At 68.9% G+C, this 26,233-nt stretch carries 27 protein-coding genes; 9 read left to right on the forward strand and 18 right to left on the reverse strand.

The annotated features are described in order from the left end of the window. Positions 1 to 149: 149 nt before the first annotated feature. From AC5Y30_RS14615 to AC5Y30_RS14655, 9 genes are all read left to right on the forward strand, one after another. Positions 150 to 1,964 carry a penicillin-binding transpeptidase domain-containing protein gene (locus tag AC5Y30_RS14615; protein ID WP_499919179.1) on the forward strand — a complete coding sequence of 605 codons (1,815 nt, stop codon included), beginning with the start codon at positions 150 to 152 and terminating at the stop codon, positions 1,962 to 1,964. A gap of 92 nt (positions 1,965 to 2,056) precedes the next feature. Further along, a complete protein-coding gene (locus AC5Y30_RS14620; RefSeq protein ID WP_499919180.1) occupies positions 2,057 to 2,641 on the forward strand; it encodes a DUF1707 SHOCT-like domain-containing protein in 585 nt (194 codons plus the stop codon). A gap of 149 nt (positions 2,642 to 2,790) precedes the next feature. Then, positions 2,791 to 3,648: a type I methionyl aminopeptidase gene (gene map / locus AC5Y30_RS14625; protein ID WP_499919183.1), complete on the forward strand. Its 858-nt coding sequence runs from the start codon at positions 2,791 to 2,793 to the stop codon at positions 3,646 to 3,648. A gap of 11 nt (positions 3,649 to 3,659) precedes the next feature. Continuing rightward, positions 3,660 to 5,165: a cobyric acid synthase gene (locus tag AC5Y30_RS14630; RefSeq protein ID WP_499919811.1), complete on the forward strand. Its 1,506-nt coding sequence runs from the start codon at positions 3,660 to 3,662 to the stop codon at positions 5,163 to 5,165. Between the two features lie 129 nt (positions 5,166 to 5,294). Continuing rightward, positions 5,295 to 5,846, forward strand: a complete 552-nt coding sequence (locus AC5Y30_RS14635; protein WP_499919812.1) for an alpha/beta hydrolase — start codon at positions 5,295 to 5,297, stop codon at positions 5,844 to 5,846. Positions 5,847 to 5,866: 20 nt separating this feature from the next. Then, complete coding sequence (locus tag AC5Y30_RS14640; protein ID WP_499919184.1) at positions 5,867 to 7,261, forward strand: glutamine synthetase family protein; 1,395 nt, start codon at positions 5,867 to 5,869, stop codon at positions 7,259 to 7,261. Further along, a complete protein-coding gene (locus AC5Y30_RS14645) occupies positions 7,227 to 8,021 on the forward strand; it encodes a gamma-glutamyl-gamma-aminobutyrate hydrolase family protein (RefSeq protein WP_499919813.1) in 795 nt (264 codons plus the stop codon). Before AC5Y30_RS14640 ends, AC5Y30_RS14645 begins: the two co-directional genes overlap by 35 nt. 1 nt (position 8,022) lies before the next feature. After that, positions 8,023 to 9,387, forward strand: coding sequence for an aldehyde dehydrogenase family protein (locus AC5Y30_RS14650; protein ID WP_499919186.1), 1,365 nt, complete (start codon positions 8,023 to 8,025; stop codon positions 9,385 to 9,387). A 3-nt stretch (positions 9,388 to 9,390) separates the two neighbouring features. Beyond that, entirely contained in the window at positions 9,391 to 10,170 is a 780-nt protein-coding gene (locus AC5Y30_RS14655) for a 3-oxoacyl-ACP reductase (protein ID WP_499919187.1), read from the forward strand. Here AC5Y30_RS14655 and AC5Y30_RS14660 read toward each other — a convergent pair. The 18 genes from AC5Y30_RS14660 to AC5Y30_RS14745 all read right to left on the reverse strand — a co-directional run bounded on the left by AC5Y30_RS14660 (position 10,167) and on the right by AC5Y30_RS14745 (position 26,197). After that, a complete protein-coding gene (locus AC5Y30_RS14660) occupies positions 10,167 to 11,117 on the reverse strand; it encodes a PPE family protein (RefSeq protein ID WP_499919189.1) in 951 nt (316 codons plus the stop codon). The genes AC5Y30_RS14655 and AC5Y30_RS14660 overlap by 4 nt on opposite strands. Positions 11,118 to 11,225: 108 nt before the next feature. Continuing rightward, on the reverse strand, positions 11,226 to 11,684 hold the full coding sequence (locus tag AC5Y30_RS14665; RefSeq protein ID WP_499919191.1) for a hypothetical protein: 459 nt from the start codon (positions 11,682 to 11,684) through the stop codon (positions 11,226 to 11,228). Between the two features lie 78 nt (positions 11,685 to 11,762). Beyond that, the gene (locus AC5Y30_RS14670) at positions 11,763 to 12,884 is read right to left on the reverse strand and encodes an alkaline phosphatase family protein (RefSeq protein WP_499919193.1); all 1,122 of its coding nucleotides are present in this window, start codon (positions 12,882 to 12,884) and stop codon (positions 11,763 to 11,765) included. 21 nt (positions 12,885 to 12,905) lie between these two features. After that, positions 12,906 to 13,652 (reverse strand): DUF6390 family protein, encoded by a 747-nt coding sequence (locus tag AC5Y30_RS14675; RefSeq protein ID WP_499919194.1) that lies wholly within the window; start codon positions 13,650 to 13,652, stop codon positions 12,906 to 12,908. Next, positions 13,649 to 14,779, reverse strand: coding sequence for a hydrogenase formation protein HypD (gene hypD / locus AC5Y30_RS14680; protein ID WP_499919198.1), 1,131 nt, complete (start codon positions 14,777 to 14,779; stop codon positions 13,649 to 13,651). Before hypD ends, AC5Y30_RS14675 begins: the two co-directional genes overlap by 4 nt. A gap of 12 nt (positions 14,780 to 14,791) precedes the next feature. Further along, positions 14,792 to 15,064, reverse strand: coding sequence for a HypC/HybG/HupF family hydrogenase formation chaperone (locus AC5Y30_RS14685; RefSeq protein WP_499919202.1), 273 nt, complete (start codon positions 15,062 to 15,064; stop codon positions 14,792 to 14,794). Between the two features lie 11 nt (positions 15,065 to 15,075). Then, positions 15,076 to 16,188: a hydrogenase expression/formation protein HypE gene (gene hypE, locus AC5Y30_RS14690; RefSeq protein WP_499919814.1), complete on the reverse strand. Its 1,113-nt coding sequence runs from the start codon at positions 16,186 to 16,188 to the stop codon at positions 15,076 to 15,078. Then, entirely contained in the window at positions 16,188 to 16,862 is a 675-nt protein-coding gene (locus AC5Y30_RS14695; RefSeq protein WP_499919206.1) for a D-sedoheptulose-7-phosphate isomerase, read from the reverse strand. Before AC5Y30_RS14695 ends, hypE begins: the two co-directional genes overlap by 1 nt. Continuing rightward, the gene (locus tag AC5Y30_RS14700; protein ID WP_499919209.1) at positions 16,859 to 17,578 is read right to left on the reverse strand and encodes a HypC/HybG/HupF family hydrogenase formation chaperone; all 720 of its coding nucleotides are present in this window, start codon (positions 17,576 to 17,578) and stop codon (positions 16,859 to 16,861) included. Before AC5Y30_RS14700 ends, AC5Y30_RS14695 begins: the two co-directional genes overlap by 4 nt. After that, on the reverse strand, positions 17,575 to 19,932 hold the full coding sequence (gene hypF, locus AC5Y30_RS14705; RefSeq protein WP_499919212.1) for a carbamoyltransferase HypF: 2,358 nt from the start codon (positions 19,930 to 19,932) through the stop codon (positions 17,575 to 17,577). The genes AC5Y30_RS14700 and hypF overlap by 4 nt, the downstream gene beginning before the upstream one ends. Then, entirely contained in the window at positions 19,929 to 20,201 is a 273-nt protein-coding gene (locus AC5Y30_RS14710; protein WP_499919214.1) for a HypC/HybG/HupF family hydrogenase formation chaperone, read from the reverse strand. Before AC5Y30_RS14710 ends, hypF begins: the two co-directional genes overlap by 4 nt. 3 nt (positions 20,202 to 20,204) lie before the next feature. Beyond that, positions 20,205 to 20,699, reverse strand: coding sequence for a hydrogenase maturation protease (locus tag AC5Y30_RS14715; RefSeq protein WP_499919216.1), 495 nt, complete (start codon positions 20,697 to 20,699; stop codon positions 20,205 to 20,207). Between the two features lie 17 nt (positions 20,700 to 20,716). Further along, on the reverse strand, positions 20,717 to 20,836 hold the full coding sequence (locus AC5Y30_RS14720) for a DUF6893 family small protein (protein WP_499919218.1): 120 nt from the start codon (positions 20,834 to 20,836) through the stop codon (positions 20,717 to 20,719). 12 nt (positions 20,837 to 20,848) lie between these two features. After that, positions 20,849 to 22,180, reverse strand: coding sequence for a hypothetical protein (locus tag AC5Y30_RS14725; RefSeq protein ID WP_499919221.1), 1,332 nt, complete (start codon positions 22,178 to 22,180; stop codon positions 20,849 to 20,851). Next, entirely contained in the window at positions 22,177 to 22,830 is a 654-nt protein-coding gene (locus AC5Y30_RS14730; protein ID WP_499919223.1) for a DUF6084 family protein, read from the reverse strand. The genes AC5Y30_RS14725 and AC5Y30_RS14730 overlap by 4 nt, the downstream gene beginning before the upstream one ends. Then, positions 22,827 to 23,471, reverse strand: a complete 645-nt coding sequence (locus AC5Y30_RS14735) for a DUF5947 family protein (protein WP_499919224.1) — start codon at positions 23,469 to 23,471, stop codon at positions 22,827 to 22,829. The genes AC5Y30_RS14730 and AC5Y30_RS14735 overlap by 4 nt, the downstream gene beginning before the upstream one ends. Beyond that, on the reverse strand, positions 23,468 to 24,394 hold the full coding sequence (locus AC5Y30_RS14740; RefSeq protein ID WP_499919228.1) for a NifU-related iron-sulfur-binding protein: 927 nt from the start codon (positions 24,392 to 24,394) through the stop codon (positions 23,468 to 23,470). Before AC5Y30_RS14740 ends, AC5Y30_RS14735 begins: the two co-directional genes overlap by 4 nt. A gap of 3 nt (positions 24,395 to 24,397) precedes the next feature. Further along, entirely contained in the window at positions 24,398 to 26,197 is a 1,800-nt protein-coding gene (locus AC5Y30_RS14745) for a nickel-dependent hydrogenase large subunit (protein ID WP_499919233.1), read from the reverse strand. Positions 26,198 to 26,233 lie beyond the last annotated feature (36 nt).

Consider the following 26,233-nt stretch of genomic DNA (forward strand, 5'->3'; position numbering starts at 1 on the left):
GCGGTCCGCCACGCTGGCGTGACGCCCGGTGAGGAATGGCACGCTGGCGTGACGCCCGGCGGACGAGGACGCCCTCGATCCAGACATCACGGATCGGTCTCGGTGTGTCGGCGCCACCGTTCAGGCCACAGTTCTTAACATTTGCACCGATGGCAACTAGAACAACAATGGCCTCATCTGCCTCAGGATTGCTGCTGGTCGCGGTCATCGTCCTGTCCGGATGCACGCCCCGGCCCGACGGCCCGGGCCCGGCGGCGGAGAAATTCTTCCGCGCCCTGGCCATCGGCGACACCGCGACCGCCGCGCAGCTCAGCGACAGCCCCAACGAGGCCCGCGAGGCGCTCAACGCGGCCTGGTCCGGCCTGCAGGCATCCCACCTCGACGCCCAGGTCCTCAACGCCAAGTACGCCGAGGACAGCGGCACCGTCGGCTATCGCTTCACCTGGCACCTGCCCAAGAACCGGATTTGGACCTACGACGGCCAGCTGAAGATGGCCCGCGACGAGGGGCACTGGGCGGTGCGGTGGACCACCACCGCGCTGCACCCCAAGCTGGGCGAGCACCAGACTTTCGCGCTGCGCGCCGATCGGCCGCACCGCGCCTCGGTGAACGAGGTCGGCGGCAGCGACGTGCTGGTCCCGGGTTACCTGTACCACTACACGCTGGACGCCACCCAGGCCGGTCCGGCCCTGTCCGGCACGGCACACGCGATCGTCGATGTGCTGCACCCCTTCAACGGGGCCCTCAACGACCCGCAGCTGCTCGCCGAGCAAGCCAGCTCGACGCCTCACCCGGTTGATCTGGGGGTGACCCTGCATCCGGACGACAACGACAAGGTGTCGCCCCTGTTCGGGCACCTGCCCGGCGTCGTGATCACCCCCCAGCCCGAAATGCTGCCCACCGACCCGCATTTCGCGCCGGCGGTCATCTCCGCGGTGAAGAAGGCCGTGGTGGACCAGCTCGACGGTGAGGCGGGCTGGCGGGTGGTGAGCGTCAACCAGAACGGCGTCGAGGTCGAAGTGCTGCACGAGGTCGAAGGGTCACCGGCGCCCTCGGTGTCGATCACCCTGGACCGGGTGGTGCAGAACGCCGCCCAGCGCGCGGTCGACAACAAGGGCGGCAAGGCGATGATCGTCGTGATCAAGCCGTCGACCGGAGAGATCCTCGCGATCGCGCAGAACGGCGGCGCCGATGCGGACGGGTTGCCCGCCACCAACGGCCTGTTCCCGCCGGGGTCGACGTTCAAGATGATCACCGCCGGCGCGGCCGTCGACCGCGACATGGCCACGCCCAACTCGATGCTCGGCTGCCCTGGCCACCTCGACATCGGTCACCGCACGGTGCCCAACTACGGCGGCTTCGATCTCGGCGTGGTGTCGCTGTCACGCGCGTTCGCCAGCTCGTGTAACACCACGTTCGCGGAGTTGAGCAGCCGGATGCCGCCTCGCGGTCTGACCCAAACGGCGGCCCAGTACGGGATGGGCCTCGACTACACGGTGGACGGCGTCACCACCGTGACGGGTTCGGTGCCACCGACGGTGGACCTGGCCGAGCGCACGGAGGACGGTTTCGGCCAGGGCAAAGTGCTGGCCAGCCCGTTCGGCATGGCCCTGGTAGCGGCCACGGTCGCCGCCGGCAAGACGCCCGTGCCCCAACTGATCGTGGGCCGCCAGACGGCCGTGCAGGGTGACACCACGCCGATCAGCCCGAAGATGATCGACGCGCTGCGGCCGATGATGCGTCTGGTGGTGACCAACGGCACCGCCAAGGAGATCGCCGGGTGCGGCGAGATCTACGGAAAGACCGGTGAGGCCGAATTCCCGGGCGGATCGCACTCCTGGTTCGCCGGATACCGCGGCGACCTGGCCTTCGCCTCGCTGATCGTGGGGGGCGGCAGCTCGGAGTGGGCGGTCCGGATGACCAAGTTCATGTTCGAAGCGCTGCCGCCGAACTTCCTCGCCTAGCGCCGGTCGCAAGCGCGGCGCGTGCGCCGGGCGCAGCGGGGCGGCGCCATCTGCCTAGCGACCCCGGGCCGCTGCAGCGGTAAATTGCGAACATGACGGATACCGGCGGCGACATGGTGGCGTTGCGCGTCTCCGACGCCGACCGCAATGGCACGATGCGACGACTGCACAACGCGGTCGCGCTCGGGCTGATCGACATCGACGAGTTCGAGCAGCGTTCGTCGCAGGTGTCCTACGCGCGCACGCGCGGCGAGCTGGACGGGTTGGTCGGCGACCTGCCGGGGCCGGGCGCCATCGTCACCTCCGCGGCCGACCGGGTGGAACTGCGCGGCTGGGCGGGTTCGCTGAAGCGCCACGGCGAGTGGACGGTGCCGACCCGCCTGGCGCTGGTCCGCCGCCTGGGCTCAGTGGAACTCGACCTCACCAAGGCCCGATTCGCGGGCCCGGTGGTGGTCGTCGAACTCGACATGAGATTCGGCTCGGTGGAGATTCGATTGCCCGACGGGGCGAGCGCGTCGATCGACGACGTCGAGGTGTATGTGGGCAGCGCCAGCGACCGGCGCAAAGACCCGCCTGGTGAGGGCCGGCCGCACGTGGTGCTGACCGGGCGGGTGGTGTGCGGCTCGGTGAACATCAGGGGGCCGCGCCGCTCGCTGCTGCGCCGCCAGCGGCTCTGAGCGCCCGCCTTCGTCGAGTGTGCGTTGGCGGCGAGAAAACGTGCGAATTCCCGCCGTGACGACACACTGAACGCTGCGCGGCACTTCGCGGCCAGGGGCCGCGCCTCGACGCTCGGCCGGGTCGCGCGGCCTGCCATTAAGCTGGCGCCATGCCCGCTCGCACCGCGCTCGCTCCCGGAGAGTTGTCCCCGACTCTTCCGGTGCCCAGCCGCATCCCGCGCCCCGAGTACGCCTGGAAGCCGACGGCCCAAGAGGGCAGCGAGCCATGGGTGCAGACCCCCGAGGTGATCGAGAAGATGCGCGTCGCCGGCCGGATCGCGGCCGGCGCGCTGGTGGAGGCGGGCAAAGCCGTCGCACCCGGGGTGACCACCGACGAACTGGACCGGATCGCCCACGAGTACATGGTCGACCACGGCGCCTACCCTTCGACGCTGGGTTACAAGGGCTACCCGAAGTCGTGCTGCACGTCGCTCAACGAGGTCATCTGCCACGGAATCCCGGATTCGACAGTGATCGCCGACGGCGACATCGTCAACATCGATGTCACGGCGTACATCGACGGGGTGCACGGCGACACCAACGCGACCTTCCTGGCCGGCGATGTCGCGCAAGAACACCGGCTGCTGGTGGAGCGAACCCGGGAGGCGACGATGCGCGCCATCAACGCGGTCAAGCCCGGTCGTGCGCTCTCGGTCGTCGGCCGCGTCATCGAGTCGTATGCAAATAGATTCGGCTACAACGTTGTTCGTGACTTCACCGGCCACGGCATCGGTACCACGTTTCACAACGGCCTGGTGGTCCTGCACTACGACCAGCCGTCGGTGTCCACCGTCATCCAACCGGGGATGACGTTCACCATCGAACCGATGATCAACCTCGGCGGGCTGGACTACGAGATCTGGGACGACGGCTGGACGGTGGTCACCAAGGACCGCAAGTGGACTGCGCAATTCGAGCACACCCTGCTGGTCACCGACACCGGCGTCGAAATCCTCACCTTGCCATGACGTTTGCTCCGATGACCGGAGCGTTGCTGGTCGCGGGCACCAGCTCCGACGCCGGGAAATCGGTGGTGGTGGCGGGCCTGTGCCGGTTGTTGGCCCGCCGCGGGGTACGCGTCGCCCCGTTCAAGGCGCAGAACATGTCCAACAACTCGGTGGTGACCGTCGAAGGCGGTGAGATCGGCCGGGCCCAGGCGATCCAGGCACGCGCGGCGGGTCTGGAACCCAGCGTGCGATTCAACCCGATCCTGCTCAAGCCGGGCGGTGACCGCACCTCGCAGCTGGTGATCAACGGTCAGGTCGCCGGCTCGGTCAGCGCGAAAAGCTATGTGCAGCATCGTGATCGGCTGGCCTCCATCGTGCTCGACGAATTAGCCTGCCTGCGCGAGGAATTCGATGCGGTGATCTGTGAGGGGGCAGGTTCGCCGGCCGAGATCAATTTGCGCGCCACCGATCTGGCCAACATGGGGCTGGCCCGGGCCGCGAATCTGCCGGTGATCCTGGTGGGGGACATCGATCGGGGAGGCCTGCTGGCGCATCTGTTCGGGACGGTCGCGGTGCTCGAACCCGACGACCAGGCGCTGATCGCCGGCTTCATCGTCAACAAATTTCGCGGTGACCCCGCGCTGCTCGAACCCGGGTTGCGTCAGCTGCACGACCTGACGGGGCGCCCGACCTACGGGGTGCTGCCGTACGCCGACGAGCTGTGGTTGGACGCCGAAGATTCGTTGTCGGTGGTCGCGCACCGCGTCATCGGCACGCCCGCGCCCCCGCGCGGTGACCAGTGGCTGCGGGTGGCCGCCGTTCGGCTGCCCCGCATTTCCAACTCCACCGACGTCGAGGCGCTGGCCTGCGAGCCGGGTGTGCTGGTTCGCTGGGTAGTCGACCCCGCCGACCTCACCGACACCGACCTGATCGTCGTCCCGGGCAGCAAGGCCACTGTCTTAGACCTGACCTGGCTGCGCGATCGCGGCCTTGGCGACGCGATCACCGCGCACGCTGCTACCGGGAAGCCGGTGCTGGGCATCTGTGGTGGATTTCAGATGCTGTGCAGTCGCCTAGACGATCCGGTGGAATCCGGAACCGCGGGCGTGCCGGGGCTGGGGCTGCTGGACGTCGACATCACCTTTCATCCCGACAAGACGCTGCGGCGCTGGCGGCAGCCGCTGAGCGGCTACGAGATCCATCACGGCCGGGTCGCCCGCTGCGGCGAACAGAGCTGGTTCGATGCCGGCGCGGATCCGCACCCGCAGGGCGTGGTGCGTGGCGCGGTGTTCGGGACCCATTGGCACGGCTTGCTCGACAACGACGAGTTCCGGCGCGGTTGGCTCGGCCGGGTCGCCGAGGCGGCCGGCCGCAGCGGCTTCGTGGTCGGCCACGTCGACGTCGCCGCGCGCCGCGATGCGCAACTCGACCTCGCCGCCGATCTGCTGGCCTGCCATCTCGACATCGACGGTATTCTCAGGTTGCTTGACGGTCCGCCGCCACGCCGGCCACATCTCGCAAGTCGCTTGCGGCCGTGAGTGATTCGCTGTCTTGGCGGCTCGAACGTCGCCGTTGACGACGCGGTAAAAACGTTAAGTCTCTGTATAAATTGCCCAGAATCGTCGCGCTCGCACGCCGCTTGGCTGTAGCGTGCTGGGGTGTCCTCGATGATGACCACGCTGGACGGGTTCCCCGTCCCGGTGGTTGTGGCCGGCCCGGAGACCGGCGTCGTCGTCGTCATATTGGGGGATGAGAACCGCATCCCGGCGGCGTATGACGCCGTCTGCGAGCGCCTGCACACCGCGTCGCTTCGGACGGTCGTGATCGGGTTCGATTCGCGGCTGACGCCCAAGTCGGTGATCGGCGTCCTCGACGCGCTGAGCATCGGGTGGGCCGTGGTGATGGGCGACCGCGCCGGCGCCGAACTCGCGTGGGAACTGACCGCAACCCGGCTCGGCCGTTTCGTCGGACTGGTGGTAGTCGACCGCGGCCACCCAAAGGCCGCCGACTACGAAGGCGCCATCACCGACGGACACTGCCCGCCCGTCGAGATCGGCACCACCGTGTTGGTCAGCTCGCCGGCCGCGCGGGCGGTGGCACAGGCCAGCCAGCGCTACGTCTACGCCGACTACCGGGTGGTGCACCTGGGGCGGCGCAGCGTGCAGGAGTCGACGGCGCAACTGGCCGCGGAGATCATTTTGCGCGCCAGCACCTGGTAGTGCCTGGTTGACTGACGGTCATGGCCAGTGAAGACAGTGCTGTGACCGATCCCAAGACCCAGATGCTGTCGTTGACGGCGCTCGAACGACTGGTGGACACCGGCGAGGTGGACACCGTCATCGTGGCGTTCGCCGACATGCAGGGCCGGCTGGTCGGGAAGCGGATCGACGCGCGGCTGTTCATCGACGATGTGGCCGCACACGGCGCCGAGTGCTGCGGCTATCTGCTCGCCGTGGACGTCGACATGAACACCGTCGGCGGCTACGCGATCTCGAGCTGGGACACCGGTTACGGCGACACGGTCATGACGCCCGACCTGTCCACCCTGCGGCGCATCCCGTGGCTGCCCGGTACGGCGTTGGTGATCGCCGACGTCGGCTGGGCCGACGGCAGTCCGGTCACGGTGTCGCCGCGGGCGATCCTGCGCCGCCAAGTCGACCGGCTGGCCGAACGCGGCCTGGCCGCCGACGTCGCTACCGAGCTCGAGTTCATCGTGTTCGACGAGCCCTACCGGCAGGCGTGGGCCAGCGGGTACCGCGGGCTGACCCCGGCCAGCGACTACAACATCGACTACGCGATCTCGGCGTCGTCGCGCATGGAGCCGCTGCTGCGTGACATCCGGCGGGGGATGATCGGCGCCGGCCTGCGCTTCGAAGCCGTCAAGGGCGAATGCAACAAGGGCCAGCAGGAAATCGGATTCCGTTACGCCGACGCTCTGGTCACCTGTGACAACCACGTGATCTACAAGAACGGCGCCAAGGAGATCGCCGACCAGCACGGCAAAAGCCTGACGTTCATGGCGAAATACGATGAGCGAGAGGGGAACAGCTGCCACGTTCACCTCTCGCTGCGTGACTCGCAGGGCGGCGCGGTGTTCGCCGATCCCAGCCGCCCGCACGGCATGTCGCCGGCGTTCTGCGGTTTCCTGGCCGGCCTGCTGGCCACCCTGGGTGATCTCACGCTGTTCTACGCGCCGAACATCAACTCCTACAAGCGATTCGCCGACGGCAGTTTCGCGCCCACCGCGTTGGCGTGGGGGCTGGACAATCGCACCTGCGCGTTGCGGGTGGTCGGTCATGGGCCCAGCACCCGGGTCGAGTGCCGGGTTCCCGGGGGCGACGTCAACCCGTATCTGGCGGTGGCGGCGATGATCGCCGGCGGGCTGTACGGTATCGAACGGGGCCTGGAGCTACCGGACCCCTGCGCCGGAAATGCGTACCAGACTCCCGGCGTCGAGCGGCTGCCCGGCACGCTGGCCGAGGCGGTCTCGGCGTTCGAGCGCTCGACGTTCGCTCGGGACGTGTTCGGCGACGACGTCGTCGCCCACTACCTGAACAACGCCCGGGTGGAATTGGCGGCGTTCAACGCGGCGGTCACCGATTGGGAGAGGATGCGTGGGTTTGAACGCCTCTAGATCGCCGCGCCCGGCTGCGCCGCGCTTGCGATCGCCACGGCGCCCGGTGGTCGGCCTGACGACGTATCTGGAGCAGGTGCAGACGGGCATCTGGGATATCCGCGCCGGATTCCTGCCCGCCGACTACTTCGAAGGCGTCGTTCAGGCCGGCGGGATCGCGGTGTTGCTGCCCCCGCAGCCGGTGGACGACGAGATCGTCGACTCCGTACTGGACGGCCTGCATGCGCTGGTGATCACCGGGGGATATGACCTCGACCCCGCCAGTTACGGTCAGCAACCGCACCCGACCACCGACCAGCCCCGCACCGACCGCGACGCATGGGAATTCGCGTTGTTGGGGGGCGCGCTGCGCCGGGGCCTGCCGGTGCTGGGAGTCTGCCGCGGGGCACAGGTGCTCAACGTCGCGCTGGGCGGCACCCTGCATCAGCACCTGCCCGACGTCCTGGGGCACAGCGGGCATCGGGCGGGCAATGGGGTGTTCAACAGGCTGCCGGTGCGCACCGTCGCGGGCACCCGGCTGGCCGCGCTGATCGGGGAATCCGCCGATGCGCCGAGCTATCACCATCAGGCCGTCGACCGGGTGGGCGACGGCCTGGTGGTCAGCGCGCGGGACGCCGACGGCGTCGTCGAGGCGCTGGAGCTGCCCGGGGACCGGTTTGTGCTTGCGGTGCAATGGCATCCGGAACAGTCGCTGGAGGATCTGCGGTTGTTCGCAGCCATCGTCGACGCCGCCCGGTCGTACGCGGGACGCGTGAGCTGAGTTGACCGCGACGCAGCTGATCAACCCGGCGACCGAGGAGGTGCTGCGCTCGGTCGAGCACGCCGACGTCGCCGCGGTCGACGACGCGGTCGGGCGGGCGCGGGCGGCCCAGCGGCGGTGGGCGCGGTTGTCGCCGGCCGAGCGGGCCGCCGGATTGCGGGCCTTCGCCGCCGCCGTCGACACCCATCTCGGCGAGCTGGCGGCACTCGAAGTCGCCAACTCGGGGCACCCCATCGCGGCAGCTGAATGGGAAGCCGGTCACGTCCGCGACGTGTTGAACTTCTACGCGGCGAGCCCGGAACGCTTGTCCGGCAAGCAGATTCCCGTGGCCGGTGGCCTGGACGTCACGTTCAACGAACCGATGGGCGTGGTCGGTGTGATCACCCCGTGGAACTTTCCGATGCCCATCGCATCGTGGGGCTTCGCACCCGCACTGGCCGCGGGCAACGCCGTGCTGATCAAACCCGCGGAGGCCACGCCGCTGACCACGATCCGGCTCGGTGAGCTGGCGGCGCAGGCCGGGCTCGACGCGGACCTGCTGCAGGTGCTGCCGGGGCGGGGCCCGGTGGTGGGGCAGCGGTTCGTGACCCACCCCGACATCCGCAAGATCGTGTTCACCGGTTCCACCGGCGTCGGCAAGACGGTGATGGCCGGTGCGGCCGCCCAGGTGAAGCGGGTGACCCTGGAACTGGGCGGCAAGAGCGCCAACATCGTGTTCGCCGACTGCGACCTCGAGCGCGCCGCCGCGACGGCACCGGCCGGGGTGTTCGACAATGCGGGCCAGGACTGCTGCGCCCGCAGCCGAATCCTGGTGCAGCGCAGCGTCTATGACCGGTTCATGGAGCTGCTCGAGCCCGCCGTCACCAGCGTCGTGGTCGGCGACCCGGCGTCCCGGGACACCGAGATGGGGCCGCTGGTGTCGGCCGCTCACCGGGACAAGGTGGCGTCCTATGTGCCCGACGACGCCCCGGTCGCGTTTCGCGGCACCGCGCCGGCCGGACGTGGGTTCTGGTTCCCGCCAACCGTTTTGACGCCGCAGCGCACCGACCGTTGCGTCACCGACGAGATCTTCGGCCCGGTCGTCACGGTGCTGCCCTTCGACGACGAGCACGACGCCGTCGCCCTGGCCAACGACACCAGCTACGGGCTGTCCGGATCGATCTGGACCGACGACCTGTCTCGCGCGCTGCGCGTTTCCCGGGCGATCGAATCCGGGAATCTATCGGTGAATTCGCACTCGTCCGTTCGCTACAACACGCCGTTCGGCGGGTTCAAGCAGTCGGGGCTGGGCCGCGAGCTGGGACCGGATGCGCCGCTGAATTTCACCGAGACCAAGAACGTGTTCATCGCGATCGAAGAGGAGTAGGCGGTGGCGGTCGATCTCACTGAACGATTGGCGGGCCGCGTGGCCGTCGTGACCGGCGCCGGCGGAGGTATCGGGCTGGCCGCGGCGCGGCGGATGCATGCCGAGGGCGCCACGATCGTCGTCGGCGACATCGACGGTGACGCCGGCGGCGCGGCGGCCGACGAACTGTCCGGCCTGTTCGTGCCCACCGATGTTTCCGACGAGGCCGCGGTCGATGCGCTGTTCGATGCCGCGGCGCGGGCCCACGGGCGCATCGACATCGCGTTCAACAACGCCGGCATCTCACCGCCCGACGACGACCTCATCGAGAACACCGAACTGCCGGCGTGGCAACGCGTCCAGGACGTCAACCTGAAGTCGGTGTACCTGTGCTGCCGGGCGGCGTTGCGGCACATGGTTCCCGCGCGGAAAGGCTCGATCATCAACACGGCGTCGTTCGTGGCCGTGCTGGGGTCGGCGACGTCGCAGATCTCCTACACCGCCTCCAAGGGTGGGGTGCTGGCGATGTCGCGCGAGCTGGGCGTGCAGTTCGCCCGGCAGGGCGTCCGGGTCAACGCGCTGTGCCCCGGCCCGGTCAACACCCCGCTGCTGCAGGAGCTTTTCGCCAAGGATCCCGAGCGGGCCGCCCGCCGGCTGGTGCACGTCCCGGTCGGCCGCTTCGCCGACCCCGGCGAAATCGCTTCCGCGGTGGCGTTTTTGGCGAGCGATGACGCGTCATTCATCACCGCGTCGACGTTCATGGTCGACGGCGGCATCAGCGCGGCCTACGTCACCCCGCTTTAACCTCCGTACGTGTCGGCCGCTTGGGTGCCGGGCGGCTCGCTGACCAGGTGGATGGGCTCGCCGACCCAGGCCCCGCGCAGCCGCTGCCGCGCGGGAGCCGCGGTTGTCCAAGTCCGCGGCACCGACAGCCCACCGACCGGCGTTGCCCGGCCCAGGCCGGCGCTGACCACGCTGGTGGCGGCCGGCTTTGGGAACAGCGAGTGCAGCGCCGCCGTTTTGTTCATCGCATTGAGGTGACCGATCGCGAAGTCCGACGGCGCGGTCAGTGAATTCAGCTTCGACAGCGTCGGGGTGACCGCGGCCAGCGACGCTGCGAACGTTGTCAGCGGTGACGACGACAGGCCGCGCAGCGCCCCAGGTATCACCGACATCACTTCGCGGCCCGCCGATGTGACGTCCGGCGCCGACCGGAGAGCCCAATTGCGTTTCGTCAAATGAACATTGCCGGGCGGAGCGGGGAAGGGAGCCAGGGTCACGGCGCGCGCCGCGGACCTCGCGTAGGCGCGCATGGCGTGGGCGTTCTGCACCCACATCGCGTCGTACTCGGCGTCGACGTTCGCGATCGCCGCGCTCTGGTGGCCCAGACAATTCGTCGACACCAGCGACCTTCGTTGCGTGCGGTTGCCGGCGATCGCCGGTGGCGGCACGGTCGCTGTGACGGCCGACCGATGCGCGCGGGCCGCCGCCTCGAGCCCGGTGGCCGCGCGCTCACTTCGGCCTGCGACGGCATCGAGCCAGTCCGAGTAGCGGGTCGCGGCTTGGGTGAGTGCCGCGCCCTCGGCGCCGCTCCCCAGCCGTGCCGTCACCGCCCGGCAGTCGGCCGCCGCGCTGAACAGCCGCGCCGCCAACGCTTCCCACGCCGCGGCGGCGCGCATCATCGATCCGGCGCCGGGGCCGGAATACATCAGCCCGGAGCTGGTCTCCGGAGGTAACGTCGCGAAATCCATTACGGCCTCCGCCTGCCTGTGGCGGTGTCGGTGCTGCCCGAAAACATGAGGGTCTTCTTTCACGAGATAGCCATGAGGGTTACGAGCCGCTGGGCGTGGGCGCAACGATCAGCGGCGGGCGACGCAGACCTCGGTCAAGATGTCTCGGTCGAACGCAATGGCCGCAGGTGCGCGGGATCGGGCGCCGCCGGGGGCGAACACGATCGGGGTGAACGACAATGGCACCGGCGTCAGCAAGGATTGCGCCGACAAGCGGTTCCAGGTGAGCGGTCGCTCTTTCGTCATCCACGCGCGGCCGAGCGGCTTCTTGTTGGTCTTGTTCGCCGGCGCCGAAGGCAGCGAAACGGTCGAGGCGGGTCGGCTGAGGGCGGCAAGGCGGCCGGGCATCGGTCCGGCGTGCGCGTCGACGGTTGACGCCGACCAAGCCGTCGGCTCCGGCGGTGCCGCCGCCGCGACACCTTGTCGCAGCGCGGACCCCGTGGCCAGGGCGATGAACGCTCCCAGAGCTGCGGCAACCGCGATGACACGCTGCCATCGCCGAGTTTCACCGACACCCCGGAAAGCCACAGTGCACCGAATGTACCGCGCCGAAATCGGTGAACGGTCCCAGCGAGCTGTGAGCTCGATCCGAGTCCGTTGTGTGTTCTACGCGCGAAAGGCGATGAGCGGAATCGCCATCTCCGCGGCCGTGGCCCCACCGTGGAAGCCGATCAGGCGAGACATTTCCGGAGGCTCATGCGCGCTGGCCAGCACCGCGGTGTCGCCGGAACAAACCACCACCACGTCGCCGAGCCGCTCGGCGTGTCGCGCGGTGACCGGGCCGAACATGCCGGAGGCCACGGCCTGCTCGCGGCTGTACACGGTGGCGCGTCCGTCCAGCAGCTCGCTCCACACGGCCTGCACGTCGCCGGCGGCGCCCGGCTCGGTGTGCAGATACCGGACCCGAGCCTCGCCGGCCACCACCCGGATCCCGTCGGCCAGCCTGGGGTCGGTGTCGAGGTCGACGCGGGCCTCGGGTGGGACGTTGATGCCCCCGTGATCGGCGGTCACCAGCACCGCCGTGTTCGCGGGCAGCGCGTCGAGCAGGCGGGACAGCAGCGCATCGACGTTCGCCGCCGCGGTGTGCCACTGGTCAGAGCCGATACCGAAGATATGGGCGGCGGTGTCGAGGTCCGCGGTGTAGCCGTACACCAGCCCGGGCGCAGCGCGCAGCTGGTCGGCCAGCAGGCGCGCGTAGTCGTCGGTGGGGGTGGCCGGATGCAATTCGGCGCCCCGGTACGCGGCCTCGGTCAGTCCGCTACCGATGAACACCGCCGGCAGCACGGCGCGGGCGCTCACGCCGGCGTTCTTGAGCCGTTCGAACCAGGTCGGCACCGGCTGCCACAGGGCGGGGGGCGGGTCGTCACGCCACCGGACGTGGGTGAGCACCCGATCGGTGCCGGGCACCCTCAGCGTGAAACCCAGGATGCCGTGCTCGCCGGGCAGCGCGCCGGTGCACAACGACACCAGGCTGGTCGGCGTGGTCGAGGGGAATGTGCAGTCCAGCTGGGTCAGCCGCCCGGTGGCGCCGCCCAGCACGGACGCCAGCAGCGGCGCGCCGCCGGCCAGCTGGGGCAGCAGGTGCCAGCCCAGCCCGTCCACCAGCATGACCAGGACCCGGTCGACGCGGGCGCCCACCCAGTCCGCCACCGCCAACTTGTCGACGGCATCCTCGATCTCGAGCAGGGCGGCCGCGGCGGGCAGCACGTCGCACAGGGAACCGGGCACCGGGCCAGTCTGGCGGCGAAGTCAGACGCGCGCCAGTCGCCGGCCGGTCACCAGCAGCTGCCGATCGGTGCTGTCCCTGAGCGCGCGAACCTGCGCCGGCGACAGCCGCCCGCACAACCGGCCCCAGTGCATCGCCACCACATCACCGGCGGCCACGTCGGGCACCGCGCTGTACCCGTCGGCCCACACCTCGAGGGCGCGCGCCGACGGTGCCGACAGGGTGAGGGCCCGACCGTCCCACGCGAGCCTTCGGCACAACACCTCGACGCGGTCGCCGTCGCGGGAAAGCACTGTGCCGGAGGTGATCCGGCAGTTGTCGAGCACGTTCAGCGGCTGCTCGACATTGATTTTGCGGCCTCCGCCGCCTAAGAACCGCGTCCACGGATACACCCCGAACACGTGGAAGCTGTGGTTGCCGGCGGCCTCGCACGCCAGATCCGTGGTGAGGTGCGCCCAGTAGTGGCCCGCCTGTGGGCCGATGATCGCGAGCAGCGCGGCAACGAACTCCTGGGGGTCGAGGTCGGCGGCGACGCCGCCGCCGAGCCAATACGCCTCGACCAGACGATAATCCAGCGGGTCGGCGATGCCGGTGAGCTTCGACAGCACCAGCAGATACGGCCATGCGCCCGAGAATTTCGTCGCTGCCCTGCGCACCTCGGCGACCGAACCGTCGCGCAGGGTGGCCCCCAACGGCGGACCGCAATAGCCGAGCGCGTTGGGCGCATAGGCGTAGCGGGCGAACATCTCTGCGCCCTGGTCAGGGGTCAAGTGCGCCCCACCAGCTTGACGGCGTCGCGGTGCATGCGGCCGAAGTTGTAGTACGCCGCGCAAGCCCCCTCCGGCGAGACCATGCACGTCCCGATCGGGGTCTCCGGTGTGCATGCCGTGCCGAAAACCTTGCATTCCCAGGGCTTGAGCACCCCCTTGAGCACCTCGCCGCACTGGCAGGCCTTCGGGTCGGCGACCCGCACGCCGGGCATGGCGAACCGCAACTCGGCGTCGAACTCGGCGAAATCGTCGTGCAGCCGCAGCGCGCTTTGAGAGATGAAGCCGAGCCCGCGCCATTCGAAGTGCGGACGCAGCGCGAACACCTTGCCCATCAGCGCCAGCGCCGCCGGGTTGCCATGCTCGGGCACCACGCGCTTGTACTGGTTCTCCACCTCGCAGCGGCCCTCGCGGATCTGGCGCAGCAGCATCGCGACCGAGGCCAGGATGTCCAGCGGCTCGAAACCGGCCACCACCAATGGCTTTCGATACACCTCGGGAACGAACCGGTAGGGCCGGTTGCCCACCACGGTGGACACGTGGCCGGGGCCGATGAACCCCGACAGCCGCAGGTCCGGCGACTCCAGGATGGCCCTGATCGGCGGCACGATCGTGACATGGTTGCAGAAGACGCTGAAATTGGGCAGGCCCAACTCGCGCGCCCGCACGAGCGTCACCGCGGTCGACGGGGCGGTGGTCTCGAAACCGATGGCGAAGAACACGATTTGCTTGTCGGGATGGTCGACCGCGATCTTCAGCGCGTCCAGTGGCGAGTAGACGAATCGCACGTCGGCCCCGCGGGCCTTGGCATCCAGCAGGCTGCCGTGCGAGCCGGGCACGCGCATCATGTCCCCGAAACAGGTGAAGATCACGTCGGGCTGGCCGGCCAGCCACATCGCGTCGTCGATGCGGCCCATCGGGATCACGCAGACCGGGCAGCCCGGGCCGTGCACCAGTTCGACGTTGTCGGGCAGCAGGTGTTCGATACCGTGCCGGTAGATGGTGTGCGTGTGCCCGCCGCACACCTCCATGAACTTGAACTCCTCACCGCCTGTCCCGGCCAGGTGCTCGATGGCCGTCAGCAGCTTGCGCGCCGCAGCCGGGTCGCGGAATTCGTCAACGAATTTCATTGCCGCTCCTCGTTAAACGATGGCCGACGAATCGAAGGCCTGCATTTCGGTGGCGTAGGCGTCACCGAGTTTCTTGATGGCGGCCAGGGTCAGCAGCGCCTCGGTCTCGTCGATCTTGGCCATCGCGAACCCGACGTGCACCAGCACCCAGTCGTCCGGTGCGGGCATGTCGTTCTCCAGCAGCCGGACACTGATCGCCCGCTGCACGCCACTGACGTCGACCTTGGCCAAACAGTTGGCGGGATCGGTGATCTCCACGATCCGGCCCGGAATTCCCAGACACATCTGATTACCTCCTAGCAGATCCGCGGCAACGGATCACCGACGAGCATGTCGACGATGCGGGTGCCGCCGAACCCGGTGCGCAGCACCACGCTCTCGGCGGGTTCGGTGACGATTTGCCCGACCTCGGCCGCGCCGGCGCCCAGCGGCTGCGACCGCAACGCGGCCAGCCCGGCCTCGGCCTCCTCCGGCGCGACGACGGCCACGAATTTGCCTTCGTTGGCGACGTAAAGTGGGTCGATGCCCAGCAATTCGCAGGCGCCATTGACCATGGGCGCCAACGGAAGTCGCTCCTCGTCGAGCAGCACCCCGAGGCCGCAGGCCTGGGCCAGCTCGTTGCACACCGTTCCCACGCCGCCCCGTGTCGCGTCACGCATCCATCGGGTGGACGGGGCGGCCGCCAGCAACGACTCCACCAACGGGCTGACCGACGCGGTGTCGGAGGCGATGTCGGCCTCGATGGCCAGGTCGCCCCGGGCGAGCATCACCGCCATGCCGTGATCGCCCATCGACCCCGACAGCAGCACCTTGTCCCCGGACCGCACCGACTGTGCCGACAGCGTGCGGCCCGCCGGGATGACGCCGGTTCCGGCGGTGGTGATGAACAGTCCGTCGGCCGCGCCCTTGGGTACCACCTTGGTGTCGCCGGTGACGATTTGCACGCCGGCCGCCGCGGCCGCGGCGGCCATGTCGGCGACGATCTCCCTCAATTCCGCGATGGGGAAACCCTCTTCGAGCACGAACGCCGCCGAGATCCAGGACGGCACGGCACCGGCCACCGCCAGGTCGTTGCAGGTGCCGTTGACGGCCAGTTCGCCGATGGACCCGCCGGGAAACCGGCGGGGCTGCACCACAAAAGAATCCGTCGACATCGCCACCCGCTCGCCGCTGGGCAGGGCCAAAACGGCGCCGTCGCCCAGCGATTCGAGCAACGGATTGCGAAACGCCTCCACGAACACCGCGTCCACCAGCGCCGCCGACGCCTTGCCGCCCGCCCCGTGCGCCAGGGTCACATGGTCGTCGAGGAGTCGGGGGCGTCGGCGGCGGAACGACTCGATCCGCTCGATCACTTCCCCTTCGCCGAACCGCGGTCCCGACGAAAGGTAGTCACCCGCCGGCCTGTTCATCATGCCGCCCCCAAACCTTGGTCGCCGCCCAGACATTCGTGAACCGCCAGCCACAACTGATAACCCACCAGCGCCTGCGATTCCTGAATGCGGTGCACGCTCTGCGAACGAACGACGAAGCAGGCGTCCACGTTCGGGTTGTCCACGAACGCGCCGCCGTCGTAGCCGGCGAACCCGATGGTGTACAGGCCGCGGTTGCGCGCCTCGGCCAACGCGGTCAACAGGTTGGGCGAATTGCCACTGGTCGAAAGAGCGATCGCGATGTCGCCGTCCCTCGCGCGGGCGATCAGCTGCCGCGCGAACACCAACTCGAAACCGACGTCATTGCCCAGTGCGGTCAGGATCGCCTGATCGGCTGTCAGCGACCACGCCGGAAGCGGCTTGCCGAGCGGTGGCCGCGCGAACAATCGCGCCAGCGTGGTGCAGTCGGTGCAACTGCCGCCGTTGCCGAAGGTGAACATCCTTCCGCCGGCGGCGAATCGGCGCGCCACCTCGGCGGCGGCCGACTTCAGCAGGCCGGCGTTGGCTTCCAGCGTGGCGCGCCGCAGCGCCACGCTTTCGGACGCCTTGGCCTGCGCGGACGCGGCCAGGTCGGCGAGCAGCGCGGAGGCGTCGTCCTCTTCGGCGTCGATGAACGGATACAGGAAGTTGGTGGGTTCGTCGGTGGGGCTCATGAAACGTCCTCCTCGTCGATGCGGCCGATCGCCGTGCCGGCGTGCACCAGCACCAGATCGCCGGGCGCGACGGGATCGACCAGTGTGGTGACCACGTCTTCGAGTCCCCGCGCCGTGCGTACCCTTGCCTCGCCGTCGACCGGCGCGCTCACGACCTCGCCCGGTCGGCCCTCGTCGCTGCACGTGACACACGCCCCGTTGTCGTCGTCGGGCTTGAGCAACCCGGAATGCTCGAAACACACATGGGTCAGCTCCCACAACAGGTGGTAGAACAGCACGAAGCCACCGGTGGCGGGCACGCGCGGGTCGGGATCATCCAGCCACAGCACGTGATCCGCCGCGCCCGCCGCGGGCGGCGCGCCGCTGCCGATCCAGATGGTGGTGGCGCCCCAGGCCGGGCCGCGTCGCATCACCGAGCGGACCTCCGCATTGTCCGCTCCGGCGATCGCGACCACGATGTCGCCGGGCCGAACCGATACCCGCACCAGGTCAACCAGATTGGGCCCGGTCAGCGCGACGGCCGGCAGGGCCCGCTTGCCCATGATGACCGGATGGACGAATTCGACCGCGATGTGCAGGGCGTGGGGTTCCCACGATGGCGCGATGGACCACATCGTGGCGCCCGCGGCGAATCGCTTGGCCAGGGTCAGAGCGGTGGCGGCGAGCTCTTCGGCCAGTTCGGAACTCAGCCCGCGATCGATGGCGGTGGTGATCATCGCGCCGGCGCCTCCTCGTTTGCGGTCAGCACCGCGACCGCGGCCTGGCCCAGGGCCAGCCCCCCGTCATTCGGCGGCACGGTGTGATGAGTAAGAACCTCAAAGCCGTTGTGCCGCAGAAGTGCACGGCACGCACCGAGCAACAGGACGTTCTGAAACACCCCGCCGGTGAGACCCACCAGCGTGGTGCCGCCCGCCACCAGGGCGACGGCCTCGGCGACCGCGGCGGCGACGGCCCGGTGAAACGCCGCGGCGAGCACCGGTGATGACGTCCCGGCGCGCAGGGCCGCGACCATGGCCCGCACCATCGGGGCCGGATCGATCACCCCGTCGGGGCGCACGACGAGCGGCAACACCGGCTGTGTGCCCGTTTGACCGGCCGCCAGCGCCTCGAGCTCGATCGCGGCCTGCCCCTCGTAGTCGATGCGGTGCCGCACCCCGAGCAGGGACGCGACCGCGTCGAACAGCCGGCCCATGCTCGAACACGGCACGCAACCCGCCCCTGTCTCCAATTGCGAACGGATCAGCTGCAATTCGTCGCCGGTGGCGGCCGCCACCGGCGCCAGGCCGGGGGTCCAGTCGACGCCGGCCATCCACAACTGCGCCAGCGCCATCCGCCAGGGGTTACGCACCGCCGCGTCCCCACCCGGCAGCGGCACCGCCGCCAGGTGTCCGGCCCGGACGAAGCGATGGCTTCGGGTGTCGAGGGTGAGAATCTCACCGCCCCAGATCGTTTCGTCGCGTCCGTAGCCGGTGCCGTCGAAGGAGACCCCGACGATGGGTTCGCCGAGGCGCCCGTGTTCGGCCAGCAGCGACACGACGTGGGCGTGGTGGTGCTGGACCAGATCCAGCGGGCGTTCGTCCGCCTGACGCTCGGCCCAGCTTCGGGTGTGATAGCCCGGATGCAGGTCGGCGGCCAACCGCACTGGCCGGCCGCGGATTTCGCTGAGCTGGCTCACCGCCCGTTCGAACGCGCGCAGCGTCTCCCAGGTGGCCATGTCGCCGATGTGTCCGGACAGGTAGGCCCGGCGGCCGTCGGTGAGGCAGAAGGTGTTCTTCAGTTCGCCGCCCACGGCCAGCACGGCGGGGGCCTGGAGCTTCAAGTCGATCGGCAGCGGCGCGTAGCCGCGGGACCGGCGGATCGGCAGCTCGGTGGCCCCGCGCTCGTCGTGGACGACGCGCACCACCGAGTCGTCACACGGCACGTGGATCGGGCGGTCATGATCGAGCACGGCGTCGCACAGCGCCGGAAGCCGTTGTGCGGCATCGTCGTCGGTGAAGCAGATGGGTTCATCGGAGCGGTTGGCACTGGTCAGCACCAGCGCATCGGGTGCAGTCCCGCAAGCTCCGGGGACCGGCGCCAGCAGCAGGTGATGGAGGGGGGAGTACGGCAGCATCAGCCCGAGCAGCGGGCTGCCGGGCGCGACCGCCCCGGCGACCGGAGCGCCGGCGCGCCGCCGCAGTAACACGATCGGGCGGGCCGGACTGGACAGCACCGCGGCCTCGGCGCCGTCGACGTGGGCGTAACGTCGCGCCACGTCGAGATCGCGCACCAGCATGGCGAACGGCTTGGCGCCACGCGCTTTCCGCGCGCGCAATGCGTCCACCGCCGCCTCGTCGTCGACCGCGCAGGCCAGGTGATAGCCGCCGACGCCCTTGATGGCCACCACGGCGCCTGATGCCAGCGCGACCTGCGTCGCGCCCAGCGCCGCGTCCGCCCCGCTCACCCGGCCGGCCGGTGATGCGAACCAGAGGCTCGGCCCGCAGCCCGGGCAGGCGATCGGCTGCGCGTGGAATCGCCGATCCGCCGGATCGTGATATTCGGCGGCGCAGCGCGCACACATGGCGAACCCCGACATCGTGGTGGCCGGCCGGTCGTACGGGAGTTGTCTGATGATGGTGAACCGAGGCCCGCAGTTGGTGCATGTCACGAACGGATGCCGGTAGCGCCGGTCGAGCGGATCGAACAGTTCGGCGATGCAGTCGTCGCACACCGCGATGTCGGGTGGGATCGGGCTGGTCGCGCCGGTGGCCGATTGGCTTGGCACGATCCGGAATTCGGGCCGGCACGCGGGGTCGGCGGCGACGCCGGCGACGCGCACGTCGGTGACCCGCGCCAAGGGCGGGGCCTCCGCACGCAGCCGGCGGGTGAATTCCTTCAGCGCGGCGGGCCGGCCCTGCACCTCGAGAAACACCGCACCCGAGTCGTTACCGACGAATCCGGCCAGACCCAGTTCGGTCGCGATCCGGTGCACGAACGGACGGAAGCCGACCCCCTGCACCACGCCGGTCACCGTGACGCGCTGCCGGGTGTCAGCGGTGCCGTGACGCAACAGCAGTGGGGTATCGGTCATCTCAACCGGCTCCCAGGGTGCGGTGTCAGGTCCGTGCGGCCGCGGCCCATCAGTTCCAGGCCCGCCATGGCCCGTTCGGCCCCGGCCTGATCGGTCTTCTCGACGACGAAGCCCATGTGGATGATCACCCAGTCGCCGGGCGCGAACGTCTCCTCCGGCAACATGCCGACGTTGACCTTGCGCTGTTCACCGGCGACGTCGACGAGCGCGAGCTGTCCCTCGAAACCGTCCAGCATTTCGATGACCTTTCCGGGTATGCCCAAACACATGGCTCAGCACCCCTTTTCGGCCGCCGACGGCGCGGCCTGCAACGCCGCGACGATCTCTTCCACCGCCCGCGCCGCCCGCGGGACGGCCTGCGCGACCGGTTCGGTGAGGCCGATGCCCTCCTGGACGCTGCCCGCCTCGCAGCCGACCACCACGGTGTAGGGCGGCCGGCCACCCAACGCTCGCAGGCTGGCGAAGACCGCGGCCGGGTCCATGCTGTGCCCGTCAAGGCCGTCCGGCCCGGACGACGACTCGTGGTCGGCCTGAAAGACGTGCAGCGTGCCGGGATGGCCCCGGCTCGGCACGGCGTCGACCAGGACCAGCGTGTCCCACTCTTCGAGCAGGTCATACGCGAGGTGCATGCCCCGGATTCCGTAGTCGATGACCTGGACCATCGGATCGTCCTGGGGCAGATCGGCATTGCGAACGACTTCCGAGCCGAACCCGTCGTCGCCCAGGAAGATATTGCCGATCCCGGCTACCAGGATGCGCGTCGTCATAGTGGCACTCGCGTCGGTTACATCCGCCTCAACTTGAGATAACGTCGGGCGTCCGGAACCGATATCGCGCCGAGCGCCAGCCCGATCGCTGCCACCAGCGCGACGATGGCGATGAAGATCCAACCGAGGACTTCCATAGTGAACTCCCTTCAGGGGTTTGTGCTGTGCTGAGTTTGCAGCGGTTCGACTTCGTCGGGGGAGAAGTACAAATAGCGGCCATACCAGTCGTGCAGGTCCGCGGCCGGGTCCTCGTCGACGACGACGCCGACGTGCTTGTTGCCTTCGACGTCCTCGTGCACCGACGTGACGCGGGCGGTCTTGCCGGCGACGAAGATGTCCTGGGCGTCGGCGTTGCGCCGTGGGCGCAACCGGACCCTGCTGCCTCGCGCGATCCGGATCCCGTTCACCAGCACCGCGTCGACCTCCGGACGGACGGCGGTGTCTGCCAATGGGTTCCACCAATCCACTCCCTCGGGGATCTCGGGTACCAGGCCGGCGGGGACGTTGAGCGAGTGCGGATCGCGCAGCACCCCGTGCAATCGCGTCATGGCCTCGGGCGACATGGCGTCGCATTCGTCGATGATGCGCGCGGCGCGCGGGTCGGTCGCCCGGGCCTGCGCCTTCTCCTCATCGGTCATGGTCATCACGCGCAGGGTGAGGATCTCGTCGATCTCCGTGCAGTCGTACAGGGCGGTGTCGCTCTGTTCGGCGACCTCGGGGTGGTCGTAGAGGATGATCGGTGAGATCAGCAGCATGTCGTCGGTGCCCGGCGCGCCCGCGAGCACCGGGAAGCAGCGATGCCGGCCGCACCGGGACGCCGCCTCGGCTGCGGACGGTGGCGGCTCGAGCAGTGAGATGAACCGGCCGCCAACCACTTCGGCGAGGAGGTGGGTACCGATCATGGAACGCGCGATCGCGTCGCCTTTGTCGCGTGCGGGTGCACCGATGTTGGCCACCCGCACCGAGACCCGCCGTAGGCCACCGTCGGGCTCGCTGGTGACGGTCAATAGGCCGCGTATCTCGTGGCGTTCGCGAACCAGGCGGCCGCCGTCCACCGCTTCGACGTCGGTTGCCGCGCCGGCCGTCAAGGGCAGCGCCAAGGGTTGATCGTCGAACGCGAGGGGGCCGAAGGAGATCTCGCGTTCCACGGCTTCGTCCCAGGTCAGCCACGAGCCGGCCGGGGTCCGCAGTTCGTCGACGGGTACGAAATCGCCTGTACCGGTGGCTTGTTCGGCCCGCCGGTGCTGCAATTGCAGGAACCGCACCACCAGCATCAGCGCCCGGGCGTCGTCGACCAGGAAATCCGCGGCGATGGCGTCGTCTTCGCCCAGGCCGGATTCGGCGGCGCCCGGGGGCCCCACAACGCCGAATTGCCAGCGTGATTGGTTCTTGCTCGACGTCCCCCGGTACGGGTAGAGCAGATAGCCTTCGTAGAGCACCGCGTCGGCGACGGCGCGAGCGCGATCCCAGCTCGATGTCATCGCGTCACCTCACGATCGGTGACGTCCAGCAACGAGGTGACCGCGCGGTCGAAGTCGAGCATCCCGTGGGCGGACTTGTAACCGGCCAGCTGCGCGACGGTCTCGTGGCTCAGCCGAATCCATCCGGTGTTGGGATAGTGCTGGGCGACCAGGTCGCGCCAGACCGCGACCGGCATCGCGTAGTTGTCCTCGCAGTCCCACGAGACCTGCTGCACCGAGAATCCGCGCTCGGCGTTGACGAAAATCGTGCCGCTGAACAGGAATTGCAGCGGGACCGCGCCGTCGCGCAGCGCGTGCAGATATTTGGCGGCGGCGACCTCGAAGTCGTAGGTGCATTCCAGAGGCAGGGTCGCGGTCGTGTGGCCGGTGAACCCCGGCACCATCGTGGCGCAATGCTGCCACAGGAAGGTGCGTTGGGTGCTGGCCCAGCGCTCGCGGCCGCCGAACAGATCCAGCAGTCCGGCCGCTTCGTCGTCGGAGTAGGAGCGGCGCAGCGGCTCGATCCGGACCTGGCAGCGCAGGGCGATGGCGTGCACGGGGTCGTCGCCGCTGGCGGTGACGCCGACGCGGGCGGTCAAGACCGGGCTGACGGTGTAGGGTTCGGCGGTCACGTCCAGGACCGCGAAGCTCACGTTCATCGGCGCGTTCATCGCGGTGTCCTGGTGGCACGGGCGGCGAGCCGGTCGAAGAAGTCGTCGATGAATTCGCGGGCCTGCTGGCCGCCGTCGAAGCCGCGCCACACCAGGCGCAGGCGTCCGACGAATTCGTAGCAGGCATCGATGGGCACCAGATACGTTTGTGGCTGCGGTAATTCGCCATCCTGGGCGCTGTCGGCGACTCGAACCAGCAGCGCCTCCACGTCGTCGGCCAGCAGGCTCACCCGCGGGTCGGCGCCGCGGATGGTGTCCCAGACCTCCATGTCCAGCTCGGATTCGCATGCCCCGGCCGGCCCCGGGTAAAAGGCAACGGTGCGCGCGAGGGCGGAGTTGGTGAAGAAGAAGGCGACCCCGACGGGGATCTGCAACGCTTCCCACACCAGGCGATCGAGCGCGAAGTCGGGAAACGACAGATACCGATCCGGTACCGCGCGGTAACGCAGGTCGGCTTCGGTGTCGGTGAACAGCAGATAGCAGGCTCGACAGACGCACATCAGTTGGCGGCCGGCCACATTGACCACGTGCTGATGTTCGTCGGCGATCGACTCCGCGCACATCTCGCAGCGCTCGCCCGCCGGCTCTGGGGCGCGCCGGTCGCTGCGGATGCGGGCCAGGACATCGAACGGGGTGCTCATGCCGGTGCACCCAACGGATCGGTCCGCAACGCCACGGACAGCACTCCGTCGCGCGTCAACAGCGGAATCGGGTCCAGGTGATCGCCCGACGCATCTGCCACACCGGCTCCCGCACCGACCACGTCGAAGTCCGTTTCACAGCGCGGGCAGCGCAGCGTTCGACCCTGCAGTTTCGAACCCGCCAGCGAGTCGTCACACACCGGGCAGTGATCCCGGTAGGCGAAGGTCTGGTCACCGACACGGCAGGCCAGCACTGTGACCCCGTCGACCACGAATCCCGCCACTTCACCGGATGCCAACTCGGCGAGTTCGGGTGCCGGGTGCCAGGCGGTCGGCCCCTGGCCGTTGGAATGCAGGCGCGTCAGAAGCGATTCGGCGGGAATGACATTCGCCGGTGCGGTCTCGGCGGTCACCACCTCGATCGAGGAGATCTCCGGCGCGGCCGCGCGGACCGCATCCTGCACGGCCAGCTCCAGCGTCACCGCGGAGGACGGACAGCTCTTGCAGCTGCCCTTGAAGGCCAGCCGCACGGTGAGATCTTGCGGGCGGTCGCCCGGAACGACCTCGAGCAGGTCGACGTCGCCGCCGTGCGAACCCAGGTAGGGCCGCACCCGGTCCAGCGCGGCGGACACCCTGCGGTGTACGTCGTGCGGATGCAGACCGTGCACCAGGAGCAGGCTGGCCACCAGGTCGTCGGTGGCCAGCCGCTCGACCAGCCCCCCTTCCGGCGCGGGATCGCCGGCCATCCGCACGATCCGTTCCAGCCCGGCACCGTACAGCCCGACTACCTCTCGAACCAGTTGCTGCGCACGGTCATACGCGGCGGTCCCACCTGCCGCGCACGAATCGAGCAGCGTCTGGATGCGATCGCCCGCTTCACGCCACCGCGTGTCGTTCGCGGACTTCTCCGGGCGATCCGCCATGCGTCACTCCCCGACGGGTGACTGGGTTGGCGTGTGCAGTCTGTCCAGGGTCTTGCCCTTACCCAGGTACATGTGCACGCCACAGGGCAGGCATGGATCGAAGCTGCGCACCGTGCGCATCACGTCGATCCCCTTGAAGTTGTCGCGGCCGTTCTCCTCGAAGATGGGCTGCCCCTGCACCGCGTCCTCGTACGGACCCGGTGTGCCGTAACTGTCGCGCGGGTTGGCATTCCACGGCGTGGGCGGGTACGGGTGATAGTTGGCGATCTTGCCGTCCCGGATCACCATGTGGTGGCTGAGCACACCGCGCACCGCCTCGGTGAAGCCGCATCCGATGGCCTCGTCGGGCACCTCGAAGCGCTCCCACGTCTTGGTGCGCCCGGCGCGGATCTCCTCGAGCGCCTTCTCGGCGAAGTACAAACCGCACGCCGCCGCGTAGGCCTGGAAGTAGGTGCGCGCCCGGTCGCGCTCGATCGTGTTGCTGCCGTACTTCGGGATCTTCCACTCCAATTCGACGGGTCCCTTCAGGGCCGTCTTGGGCAGGTTGATCTTGACACTGCTGCCGGTCGCCTGCACGTAACCGATGTCGACCAAACCGGCCAGCGCCGTCGCCCACAGCCGGGCCAGCGGTCCGCCGCCGGTGTCCAGCGCCAGGTGGTCCTTGCCGTCGAACCAGCGCGGTGACATCACCCAGCTGTACTTGCCGCCCTCTAAGTCCCGCTTCTGCGGGTGCGGGTTGGTGTGCTGATTCCACGGGTGGCGCCGGTCCACCGGGTTGCCCAGCGGGTCGGTCTTGACGAACATCTCCTGATCGGTCCAGTCATCGTAATACGAACTGCCCAAAAGGATTCGGATGCCGAGGTTGATGTCCACCAGCGAGTGGGTGACCAGCTTTCCGTCGACCACCACGCCCGGGGTGACGAACATCGCGTTACCCCAGCGCTCCATGTCCTTGTATTCGAAGTTGCACACCTCGGGATCCTGGAAGGAACCCCAGCAGCCGAGCAGGGTGCGGCGCAGCCCGACGTTCTCGTAACCGGGCAGTGCGGTGTAGAAGAAGTCGAACAGGTCGTCGTGCATGGGCACGACCTTCTTCATGAACTCGACGTAGCGCATCAGCCGCGTCATGTAGTCGGTCATCAGCTGGACGGTCGCGACGGTGCCGACCCCGCCGGGGTACAGCGTGGACGGGTGCACGTGGCGACCCTCCATGAGGCAGAACATCTCTCGTGTCCAGCGGCTGACCACGAGCGCCTCGCGGTAGAACTCGCCGCTGAACGGGTTGAGCGAGCGCATGATGTCGGCGATCGTGGAGTACCCGTGTGCGTCGGCGTGCGGCGCCGGGGTTTTCTCGGCCAGGGAAAGCACGCTCGGGTTGGTCTCGGAGACCATCTTCTCGCAGAAGTCCACGCCCACCAGGTTTTCCTGGAAGATGTTGTGGTCGAACATGTATTCCGCGGCCTCGCCGAGGTTGACGATCCATTCACCCAGATGCGGCGGCTTGACGCCGTAGGCCATGTTCTGCGTGTAGCACGAACAGGTGGCGTGGTTGTCGCCGCAGATGCCGCAGATGCGGCTGGTGATGAAGTGGGCGTCGCGGGGATCCTTGCCCTTCATGAATATCGAGTAGCCGCGGAAGATCGACGAGGTGCTGTGACACTCGACGACTTCTCGGTTCTCGAAGTCGATCTTGGTGTAGATGCCCAGGCTGCCCACGATCCTGGTGATCGGGTCCCAGGCCATGTCGACCAGTTGGCCGGGCTCCCGCTTGGCGTGGGTGGGTTCAGGAATGATGGTTGTCATCGCGCTACTTCTTCCCGCTTTGGCTGCCGTCAGCGT

Source organism: Mycobacterium sp. NGS27, assembly GCF_059813005.1.